Here is a 9,972-nt window from a genome sequence, read left to right on the forward strand (position 1 = left end):
AAATTATGTCCCGTTTGAGACCTATCACGCTTCGCCGCCAGTCGGACGCCCGCCGCCATGCCGGTAGCGCCGCATGTAGGAGGGGACGACAAGGTCGATCGGCGTCGCGACGATGCCGAGATCGGCCAGCGTCCGCGCGTTCCGCGCGACCACGTTGTCGCGCCGGAGCAGCAGGAGCTGATCGGTCGTCAGCAACCGTCCGGGCAGGCGCTGGAGCACCGAAGCCTGCAACCAGGCGGCCCAGCGCGGCACGCCGATCAGGGCGCGGTGATGGCCGGTTTCCGCGTTGATATAGGCCAGCAGGTCGCGGAAGCTCCGCACTTCGGGGCCGCCGAGCTCGTAGGTTGCGCCGGCGAGTTCGGGCCGGTCGATCGCCGCCATCACCGCATCGGCGACGTCGCCGACATACACCGGCTGGAATTTCGTCTCGCCCTCGATCACCGGCAGGAACGGCAGTTGCGCCGCCATCGCGCCGAAGCGGTTGAAGAACCCGTCCTCCGGCCCGAACACGATCGAGGGGCGCAGGATCGTCGCCGCAGGAAAGGCCGCCCGCACCGCCGCCTCGCCCAGCCCCTTGCTCCGAGCATACTGGCTCGCCGCCTTCGGATCGGCGCCGATCGCCGAGACGTGCACGAGCGCGCGCACCCCCGCCTCCGCCGCGAGCGTCGCGATTCTCGCCGCCCCCTGGTGCTGCACCCGGTCGAAATCGCCGCGCCGCCGTTCGGCCAGGATTCCCACGAGATTGATGACGCAGGTCGCCCCCTCGATCGCGCGGCGCAACGCCGCCTCGTTGTCGAGCGGAGCATAGAGCGGCACGATCTGGCCGACATCGCCAAGCGGGCGGAGAAAGGCGCCGGCCTCGGTATCGCGCATCGCCGCGCGCACCACCCAGCCCGCGGCGGCCAGGCGTTTCACGACATGGCGGCCAATGAAGCCGGATGCGCCGAAAACCGTTGCAACCTTGCGCGATGCCATGAGGGTCTCCTTTTGATGGGTGCCTTCTGTTCGCATGACTGGCCCGCGCAAGACAACCGCCTCCCGCACGAAGGCGGATTGACGGCAGGGCGCCGCTTCGCTACAGCCCCGTTCACCGAAGCGCGCCGGTGCGGCGCGGTTAGCCTCCTTGCCCAGGTGGCGGAATGGTAGACGCGCAGGTTTCAGGTACCTGTGGCCGCAAGGCTGTGGAAGTTCGAGTCTTCTCCTGGGCACCAACTCTCAATAGTCCCGCGTGCGGGATCGTGATGGGCCGATGAGCCAGACCCAGTTTGCCGCCGGCGCCACCATCCACATCCATCGCCACGACCTTCCGGACGGGCTCGATCTCGGCCCCGTGGTCGCCGTCGACACCGAAACGATGGGCCTCGATCCGCGGCGCGACCGGCTCTGCCTCGTGCAGCTCTCCGCCGGCGACAACAGCGCGCATCTCGTGCAGATCGTCCCGCCCGCCCTGGGCGGGCGCGGCGCCGACTGCCCGAACCTGAAGCGCCTGCTCGAGCATCCCGGCGTGACCAAGCTGTTCCACTTCGCCCGGTTCGACCTCGCGATGCTGCATCACGCGCTCGGCGTGACGACCGCGCCGGTGATCTGCACCAAGATCGCCTCGAAGCTGGTCCGCACCTATACCGACCGCCACGGGCTGAAGGATCTCTGCCGCGACCTCGTCGGCATCGAGATCTCCAAGCAGCAGCAGACCAGCGACTGGGGTTCGGCCGAGCTCTCGCCCGAGCAATGCGCCTATGCGGCGTCGGACGTGCTGCACCTGCATGCGATCTGGGCGCGGCTCGAAGCCCTCCTGGTCCGCGAGGGGCGGCGCGAACTGGCCGATGCGTGCTACCGGTTCCTGCCGGCGCGCGCGAAGCTCGATCTGCTCGGTTTCGAGGACCCCGACATTTTCAGCCATCGCTGACGGCGGCCCCGCCCCGCGCGTCATTCTGTTGACCCGGCGCGGCGCATCGTCACATACAAGGCCATGACGAGCGGACAGACCATGCCTGTTGCCCCTCCACGCCGCGATCAGTCCCCGACGGCCGCCACCGACGATCTCGCCATCGCGCGCGACGTGCTCGCGACCGAGGCGGCCGCGCTCAACGCCCTGGCCGCAACGCTGGGCGAAGGCTTCACCGCGGCGGTGACGACGCTGGCAGACATCGCCGGTCGCGTCGTCGTCACCGGCATGGGCAAGTCCGGCCATGTGGCGCGCAAGATCGCCGCCACCCTCGCCTCCACCGGCACGCCGGCGCTGTTCGTCCACCCGGCCGAGGCGAGCCACGGCGATCTCGGCATGATCGTGCCGGGCGACGCGGTGATCGCCCTGTCGAACTCCGGCGAGGCCGCCGAACTCGCGGCCATCGTCTCCCATGTCCGCCGCTTCGCCCTGCCGCTGGTCGCGATCACCAGCCGCGCCGAGAGCACCCTGGCCCGCGCCGCCGACCTCGTGCTGCTGCTCCCCGCCGCCCCCGAGGCCGGGCCGATCGGCATGGCGCCGACCACCAGCACGACGATGCAGATGGCGCTCGGCGACGCCATCGCCGTTGCCCTGCTCGCCCGGCGCGGCTTCACCGCCGCCGATTTCGGCCTGTTCCACCCCGGCGGCAAGCTCGGCGCCCGGCTCCGGCGCGTTCGCGACCTGATGCATGAAGGCGAGGCCGTGCCGCTCGCCGGGCCGGACACGCGCATGGATCAGGCGATCCTGCTGATCACCGCAAAGCATTTCGGATGTCTCGGCATCATCGACGGCGAACGCCGCCTGCTCGGCGTGGTGACCGACGGCGACCTCCGCCGGGCCATGGCGCCGGATCTGCTGACGCGGGAGGTCGGCCGCATCATGACCACCAGCCCGCGCGTGATCGGGCCCGAACGCCTGGCCGAGGAGGCGCTGCACGACATGACGGCGCTGACCCCGCGGGTGATGTCGCTGTTCGTGGTGGACGAGTCGCGGCGGGTGCTCGGCATCGTCCACATGCACGACCTGCTGCGGGCGGGTGTCGCATGAACACCGCGCGCACCCCCGACCAGCCCGGCAAGCCGCAGCGGCACGGCACGCTGTTCTCGCAGGCCGACGGGCTGTTCGCCGCCCTGGCCCACGCGCGTGACCGCCAGCGCGCCGCCCTCGGCCGGCAGCGGCGCATCGTCGGCATCGCCAAGATCGTTCTCCCGGCGATCGCGGCCGTGCTGCTCTTCGCCATCGTGATCTTCCCCGACCTGCGCAGCGGCGCGAGCTTCGGCCGGGTCACCTATCGCGAATTGCCGCAAGCCTCGGGCGCCGCCCTCTCGCGGATGAGCACGGCGGAATATCGCGGCGTGGACGCGCGCGGCGAGAAATTCACCATCACCGCGCGCCACGCCGTGCAGACCGGCGGCGACCGGCTGAGCCTGACCGGGCCGAAAGGCGACATCACGACGAAAGGTGGCGCCTGGTTCATGCTCGATGCCCGCAACGGCGTCTATCACCAGAAGACCCAGCGTCTCGACCTGGCCGGCAAGGTGACGCTCTACCGCGCCGACGGCACCACCATGCGCACGCGCCAGGCAACGATCGACATCCAGGCCGGCACCGCCGACGGGCACGACCCGGTCAGCGCCTTCGGCCCGTTCGGAACGCTGACCTCGGCGCAGGGCTTCACCGCGCGCAATCGCGGCCAGATCATTACTTTCACCGGGCCTTCGCATCTCGTGCTCGACCAGGCGGATCCGTCATCGACCGCCACGGGTGCCGGAGGCGGTTCATGAGGCCGCTGGCGGCGCCGCTCACGGCGCTCCTGCTCGTGGCCGCCCTTCCCGCCGGCGCCAGCGCGCAGTCGCTCGGTTTCGGCACCGCCGGCGGCCAGCCGGCGCCGATCGACATCACGGCGCAGAACGGCATTTCCTGGAACCAGAAGACCCGGATCGTGACCGCGAAGGGCAATGCCAGGGCGGTGCGCGGCAAGGTCACGGTGACGGCGGACGAACTCGTCGCCCATTACAGCCCGAAGCCGGCCAGCGGCGCGGCAAAGCCGACGCCGGCGGCGAAACCTGATGCTTCGGCCGGAGGCCTCGGCGGCCTCGATTCCGGCGCGTCGCAGATCACCCAGCTCGACGCGGTGGGCCATGTCCACATCTTCACCGCGACCGAGCAGGCCTTCGGCGATCTCGCGGTCTATCACATGGCCCGCCACGAACTCGTGCTGACCGGCGGCAACCTGCGGCTGATCACCCCGACCGAGACGGTCACCGCCACCAGGGCGCTGCAATACTGGTCCGAGGCCCGCAAGGCGGTCGCGATCGGCCATGCGAAAGTGGTCGGCAAGGACGGCCGGTCCGTCACCGCCGACCGGCTGACCGGCTATTTCACCGCCGCCCCCGCCGCGCCGAAAGCCGGCGGCACGCCACCGGCGGGCTCCACGGCGGAAGCGAGCCAGCTGCGCAAGGTGGTGGCGGAGGGGCATGTCGTCGTGACGACGCAGACCGATGTCGCGACCGGCGATCACGGCGTCTATCATCCGGCCACCGGAATCGCGGTGCTCACCGGCAATGTCCACATCACCCACGGCCCGAACGAGCTTGCCGGCCACATCGCCCAGGTCAACATGAAGACCGGGGTGGCGACGCTGGTCTCCGCTCCCGGCCATCGGGTGGAGGGCCTCATCCTGCCGGACTCGGCGCCGGCCGCAAAACCCGGTGCCGCGAAATCGCCGCAATCGGGCGCCAGAGCGAAATGATGAAGGAGCAGCTTCGCGTCATCGAGGGCGGCGTTCGCGAACGCTTCCCCGTTCCCGGCACTCTGGCCGAGCAGGGGCTGGTCGCGCGTGGCCTCGGCAAGAGTTTCCGCAAGCGTCCCGTGGTGCGCAACGTCTCGGTCACGCTGCGGCGCGGCGAGGCCGTCGGGCTGCTCGGCCCGAACGGCGCCGGCAAGACCACGACCTTCTACATGATCGTCGGGCTGATCCAGCCGGATTCCGGATCGATCATGCTCGACGGCGCCGATATCTCGACCCTGCCGATGTATCGCCGCGCGCGGCTCGGCATCGGCTACCTGCCGCAGGAAGCCAGCGTGTTCCGCGGCCTGACGGTCGAACAGAACATCACCGCCGCCCTCGAGGTGGTGGAGAACGATCCCGACCGGCGCGAGGCCATGCTGGATGCCCTGCTCGCCGAATTCGGCATCTCGCACCTGCGCCGCACGCCGGCCCTCGCCCTGTCCGGCGGCGAGCGCCGGCGGGTCGAGATCGCCCGCGCGCTGGCCACCGGGCCGAGCTACATCCTGCTCGACGAGCCGCTCGCCGGCATCGACCCGATCGCGGTCGGCGAGATCCGCGACATGGTGGCCCAGCTCAAGCAGCGCGGCCTCGGCGTGGTCATCACCGACCACAATGTCCGCGAGACGCTGGAAGTGATCGACCGCGCCTATATCCTGCACGAGGGCCATGTCCTCATGGAAGGCGCGCCGGACGAGGTGGTGGCGCATCCCGAGGTCCGCCGCGTCTATCTCGGCGACCGCTTCATGCTCTGACCCGCCCCCGCCGCCACGCGGATGGCGCGCATGCGGCGACAAAACTTGTCACGCCCGCCCCGATGGGCTAGGCGAACCCTGCCGGCACCCCTGGAGGCCGGTTTTTTTCATTGAGTTCATGGAGCGAAGAATGGCCAAGTTCGAGACCATTGCGGCCGAGGATCGCGCGCGGGCCGGCAAGGGGGTGGCGCGGGCGACACGGCGGGCCGGCAAGGTGCCGGCGGTGATTTACGGGGCGAAGCAGGAACCCACCCTGATCGCGCTCGACCCGCGCATCGTGCTGCGCGAGATGAAGCGCGGCGGCTGGCGCTCGCGCCTCTACGAGATCGAGACCGCTTCGGGCAAGGCCCGCGCGCTGATGCGCGACATCCAGCTGCATCCGGTCACCGACCAGCCCGAGCATGTGGACTTCCAGCGCCTCGCCGCCGGCGAGCCGGTTCGGGTGGCTGTGAACGTCAACTTCCTCAACGAGCTGATCTCGGTCGGCATGAAGCGCGGCGGCGTGCTGAACGTCGTGCGCCACGCCGTCGAGGTGCTGTGCGACCCGGATCACATCCCCGATCATTTCGAGGCGGATCTCGGCCCGCTCGACATCAACGACAATATCCGCTGGTCGGACCTCAAGGGCACCGGCGAGGCGAAGCCGACCATCACCGACCGTGACTTCGTGATCGCGACCATCGCGCCGCCGACCGTGGTGGCCGAGGCGGCCCCGGCCGAGGGCGCCGCCGCCGCGCCGGCCAAGGGTGCCGCCAAGGGCGCTGCCAAGGGCGGCAAGAAGTAATATCGCGGAACCCTCGCCATGAAGCTGTGGGTCGGCCTCGGCAATCCCGAACCCGGGATGGCGCGGAACCGTCACAATATCGGCTTCATGGCGATCGACGTGATCGCCGACCGCCACGGCTTCGCGCCGTGGCGGAAGCGCTTTTCCAGCCTCGTGAGCGAGGGCAGCGTCGGCGGCGAGAAGATCGTCGCGCTCAAGCCGCTGACCTACATGAACGAGTCGGGCCGCGCGGTGCAGCCGGCCAGCGCCTTCTTCAAGCTGCCGCCGGACGCCGTCACCGTCTTTCATGACGAGCTCGACCTGATCCCCGGCAAGGTGCGGGTGAAGCGCGGCGGCGGCGCGGCCGGCCATAACGGCCTGCGCAGCATCGACCGCACGCTCGGCACCCAGGACTACTGGCGCGTGCGCCTCGGCATCGGCCATCCGGGCGACAAGGCGCGGGTGCACGGCCATGTGCTCGGCAATTTCGCGAAGACGGACGAGGACTGGCTGGTCGACACGCTCGAAGCCGTCTCCGACGCCGCCCCCCTGCTCGCCGCCGGCAAGCCGGAAGATTTCATGACGAAAGTCGCCCTCCTGACCAAGGACACCGCCTGAGATGGGTTTCAACTGCGGCATCGTCGGCCTGCCCAATGTCGGCAAGTCGACCCTGTTCAACGCGCTGACCGCGACCGTCGCGGCGCAGGCGGCGAATTATCCGTTCTGCACGATCGAGCCGAATGTCGGCCGCGTCGCCGTGCCCGACCCCAGGCTCGACGTGCTGGCGAAGATCGGCAAGTCGGTGAAGACCGTTCCCACCAGCCTCGAATTCGTCGACATCGCCGGCCTCGTGCGCGGGGCGGCGAAGGGCGAGGGTCTCGGCAACCAGTTCCTCGCCAATATCCGCGAGGTCGATGCCATCATCCACGTGCTTCGCTGCTTCGAGGATGACGACATCACCCATGTCGAGGGGCATATCGACCCGCTGCGCGATGCCGACACGGTCGAGACCGAGCTGATGCTGGCCGATCTCGAAAGCCTGCAGAAGCGCGTGCCTAACCTGCAGAAGAAGGCGCGCGGCAACGACCGCGCCGCCGCCGCCGAGCTCGCCCTGATCGAGCCGCTTCTGAAAGTCCTCGAAGACGGAAGGCCCGCCCGCACCGCGATTCCCGCTGGCGAGGAGGAGGCGGTGCGCCGGCTGCAGCTGCTCACCGCCAAGCCGGTTCTTTATGTCTGCAACGTCGAGGAAGCCTCGGCCGCGACCGGCAACGCGCAGTCGGCCCGCGTCGCCGAGATGGCGGCGGCGCAGGGGGCGGCGCATGTCATCGTCTCCGCCGCGATCGAGGCCGAGGTGGCGCAGCTTCCGGCCGGCGAGCGCGAGGAGTTCCTCGACGGGCTGGGCCTTGCCGATTCCGGGCTCGACCGGGTGATCCGCGCCGGCTACGACCTGCTCGGCCTGATCACCTATTTCACCTGCGGCCCGAAGGAGACCCGCGCCTGGACGATCACGCGCGGCACCGCCGCCCCCGCCGCGGCGGGCGTGATCCATGGCGATTTCGAGCGCGGTTTCATCGCCTGCGAAACCATCGCCTATGACGACTACGTCGCCTGCAACGGCGAGGCCGGCGCGCGCGAGGCCGGCAAGCTGCGAATCGAGGGGCGCAACTATATTGTCCAGGATGGCGACGTCCTGCTGTTCCGCTTCAACGTCTGACCCGGCCCGCGCCTGATGGCGCTGGTCTCCGTGCTGCTGCCCTACGCGTTCGATGCCGCCTTCACCTATGAGGCGCGCGAGGCGCCTCCGCCGCCGGGCGCCGTCGTCACCGTGCCGCTCGGCCGGCGCATCGTGCATGGCGTGGTGTGGGACGACGCGCCGGAGCCGGGCATCGCGCCGGCCCGGCTGAAGACGCTGCACGCCGTTATCGCCACCCCTGCCCTGCCCGGTCCGCTCCGCCGCTTCATCGACTGGGTCGCGCAGTACACCATGGCGCCGCGCGGCGAGGTGCTCGCCCTCGCCCTCAAGACCGGCCTGCTCGACCCGCCCGCCCCGCGCGCCGGCTGGGCGGCGGGCGCAGCGCCGTCCGGGCGGATCACCGCCACGCGCCAGCGCGTGCTCGATGCGCTCGCGACGCTCGACCGCCCGACCACCGCCGAGCTCGCCGCCGCGGCCGGCACCGGCGCCGCCGTGGTGCGCGGCCTTGCCGATGCCGGGCTGCTGCGCCCCGCCGTGCGGGATCCGTCTGTTCCGCTGCCCGACCCCGACCACGCGCCGCCCGCGCTGTCGGCGGCACAGGAAGAGGCCGCCACCGCCCTGCGCGCCTCGGTCGCCGCACGGCGGTTCGAGGTCACGCTGCTCGAGGGCGTTACCGGCGCGGGCAAGACCGAGGTGTTCTGCGAGGCCATCGCCGCCTGCCTGCGGGAGGGGCGGCAGGCGCTGGTGCTGGTGCCGGAAATCGCGCTCTCCGCCCAGTTCGCCGCGCGCTTCGCCGCCCGCTTCGGCGCGGCGCCGGCGCTGTGGCATTCCGGGCTGACACCCGCGACCCGCCGCGCCAATTACCACGCGGTCGCGAGCGGCGCGGCGAAGCTGGTGCTCGGCGCCCGCTCGGCGCTGTTCCTCCCCTTCGCCGATCCCGGCCTGATCGTGGTCGATGAGGAGCACGAGGCCGCCTACAAGCAGGAGGACGGCGTGACCTACCATGCGCGCGACATGGCGGTGGTGCGCGGGCGGATCTCCGGCTGCGCCGTCATCCTCGCCTCCGCCACGCCGAGCCTCGAATCGGCGGTGAACGCCGAAGCCGGCCGCTACCGCCACATCACCCTCGCCGCCCGCCATGGCGGCGCGAGGCTGCCGGCGATCGAGGCGATCGACCTGCGCGCCGCCCCGCCCGCGCGCGGCCGCTTTCTCTCTCCCGTGCTCGCCGGCGCGCTGGAGACCACGCTGGAAGGCGGCGGCCAGGCGATGCTCTTCCTCAACCGCCGCGGCTATGCGCCGCTCACGCTCTGCCGCGGCTGCGGGCACCGGCTCACCTGCCCGAACTGCACCGCCTGGCTGGTGGAACACCGCCGGCCCGGCCACCTGCTCTGCCACCATTGCGGTCACGCCGCGCAGGTGCCCGCCAAATGCCCCGAATGCGCGGCGGAGCAGAGCTTCGTCCCGATCGGCCCCGGCGTGGAACGCATCGCCGAGGAAGTCGCCGAGCTGTTCCCCGCCGCCCGCACCATCCTGATGGCGAGCGACGCCATCACCACCGCCGAGCAGGCGGAGGCGGCGCTGCGCGCCATCGTCGCCCACGAGATCGACCTCGTGATCGGCACGCAGATGATCGCCAAGGGCTGGCACTTCCCCGACCTCGTGCTGGTCGGCGTGGTCGATGCCGATCTCGGCCTCGGCGGCGGCGACCTGCGCGCCGGCGAGCGCAGCGCCCAGTTGCTGCACCAGGTCGCCGGCCGCGCCGGGCGCGGGCGCCTGCCCGGCCGTGTCCTGCTGCAGACCTACGCGCCGGAGCATCCGGTGATGCGCGCCCTCATCGGCAACGACCTCGCCGGATTCCGCCGCGCCGAGGCCGATCTGCGCGCGCCGGGCCACTGGCCGCCCTTCGGAAGGCTCGCCGCGCTGATCGTCAGCGCCGACGAGGCCGCCACCGCCGCCGCCGCCGCCGCCGCCCTCGCCCGTACCCAGCCGCGCGATGGCGTGCAGGTGCTCGGCCCGGCGCCGGCCCCC

10 protein-coding genes and 1 tRNA gene are annotated in these 9,972 nt (G+C 71.0%); 10 read left to right on the top strand and 1 reads right to left on the bottom strand.

Going from position 1 to position 9,972, the window contains the following annotated elements; genetic code table 11:
* Positions 1-24: 24 nt before the first annotated feature.
* Positions 25-975 (bottom strand): complex I NDUFA9 subunit family protein, encoded by a 951-nt coding sequence (locus tag RT91_RS09295; RefSeq protein ID WP_007421913.1) that lies wholly within the window; start codon positions 973-975, stop codon positions 25-27.
* Between the two features lie 150 nt (positions 976-1,125).
* Here RT91_RS09295 and RT91_RS09300 point away from each other — a divergent pair.
* From RT91_RS09300 to RT91_RS09345, 10 genes are all read left to right on the top strand, one after another.
* Positions 1,126-1,211 (top strand) — tRNA-Leu (locus tag RT91_RS09300).
* Between the two features lie 38 nt (positions 1,212-1,249).
* The gene (locus RT91_RS09305) at positions 1,250-1,906 is read left to right on the top strand and encodes a ribonuclease D (RefSeq protein ID WP_007421912.1); all 657 of its coding nucleotides are present in this window, start codon (positions 1,250-1,252) and stop codon (positions 1,904-1,906) included.
* An 81-nt stretch (positions 1,907-1,987) separates the two neighbouring features.
* Positions 1,988-2,992: an SIS domain-containing protein gene (locus RT91_RS09310; RefSeq protein ID WP_007421911.1), complete on the top strand. Its 1,005-nt coding sequence runs from the start codon at positions 1,988-1,990 to the stop codon at positions 2,990-2,992.
* Entirely contained in the window at positions 2,989-3,729 is a 741-nt protein-coding gene (gene lptC / locus RT91_RS09315; RefSeq protein WP_035186973.1) for an LPS export ABC transporter periplasmic protein LptC, read from the top strand. The genes RT91_RS09310 and lptC overlap by 4 nt, the downstream gene beginning before the upstream one ends.
* Positions 3,726-4,697 (top strand): LptA/OstA family protein, encoded by a 972-nt coding sequence (locus RT91_RS09320; protein WP_007421909.1) that lies wholly within the window; start codon positions 3,726-3,728, stop codon positions 4,695-4,697. The genes lptC and RT91_RS09320 overlap by 4 nt, the downstream gene beginning before the upstream one ends.
* The gene (lptB, locus tag RT91_RS09325; protein ID WP_011942411.1) at positions 4,694-5,488 is read left to right on the top strand and encodes an LPS export ABC transporter ATP-binding protein; all 795 of its coding nucleotides are present in this window, start codon (positions 4,694-4,696) and stop codon (positions 5,486-5,488) included. The genes RT91_RS09320 and lptB overlap by 4 nt, the downstream gene beginning before the upstream one ends.
* Positions 5,489-5,618: 130 nt before the next feature.
* The gene (locus tag RT91_RS09330; RefSeq protein ID WP_007421907.1) at positions 5,619-6,272 is read left to right on the top strand and encodes a 50S ribosomal protein L25/general stress protein Ctc; all 654 of its coding nucleotides are present in this window, start codon (positions 5,619-5,621) and stop codon (positions 6,270-6,272) included.
* Between the two features lie 18 nt (positions 6,273-6,290).
* Positions 6,291-6,869 (top strand): aminoacyl-tRNA hydrolase, encoded by a 579-nt coding sequence (pth, locus tag RT91_RS09335; protein ID WP_035186976.1) that lies wholly within the window; start codon positions 6,291-6,293, stop codon positions 6,867-6,869.
* Position 6,870: 1 nt separating this feature from the next.
* Positions 6,871-7,965 carry a redox-regulated ATPase YchF gene (gene ychF / locus RT91_RS09340; RefSeq protein WP_035186978.1) on the top strand — a complete coding sequence of 365 codons (1,095 nt, stop codon included), beginning with the start codon at positions 6,871-6,873 and terminating at the stop codon, positions 7,963-7,965.
* A 15-nt stretch (positions 7,966-7,980) separates the two neighbouring features.
* Positions 7,981-9,972: primosomal protein N' (locus tag RT91_RS09345; RefSeq protein WP_035186980.1), on the top strand; the 1,992-nt coding region annotated here is incomplete at its 3' end.

Source organism: Acidiphilium sp. JA12-A1 (assembly GCF_000724705.2).
GTDB classification, from domain to species: domain Bacteria; phylum Pseudomonadota; class Alphaproteobacteria; order Acetobacterales; family Acetobacteraceae; genus Acidiphilium; species Acidiphilium multivorum.